This is a genomic window from Bradyrhizobium sp. Kon69 (assembly GCF_055807515.1).
On record NZ_JBVVOS010000118.1, the window covers coordinates 1 to 449 of the forward strand.

General features: G+C 49.0%; 1 pseudogene. It reads left to right on the top strand.

The features are described from left to right. Positions 1–142 precede the first annotated feature (142 nt). Positions 143–449 (top strand): annotated as a pseudogene (locus AC0L3U_RS38475) (hypothetical protein); the annotation flags it as partial.

Here is a 449-nt window from a genome sequence, read left to right on the forward strand (position 1 = left end):
CAGGTAGATTTGATCGATGCGCCAGTCGGCGGCATAGGTGATCAATACCCCGGTTACAATCTGAGGCCAATAAGCTGCCGCGATCAGCAAACCGATCTGACTGGCCGCACTGCTCAGTTTTTCAGCAGCAGTCAGCACTCTATTGTTTTATTTTCTACCCGCTTCGCTGTTCACTTTTATCGCGTTAAGCATCTCGTTCGGCGGACTGTGGATGGTCGTACTGCCGCTGTCGGAGTCGTATCTGCTTAAACGCGATAAACAATCCATTCAAAATTACGGCTGGGTAAGAGCAGTTGGCTCTTCAGCCTTTATTTTAACGTCAACACTTGGCGGTGTTTTTTTTACTGTTTATGGGCTCTCGTGGGTGCCTGTCAGCGTTGCGGCCAGCATGCTTTTCACAGCGCTAAGTTGTTTATGGTTAAGACATCGCGTCCCGAATGGAAATGTCT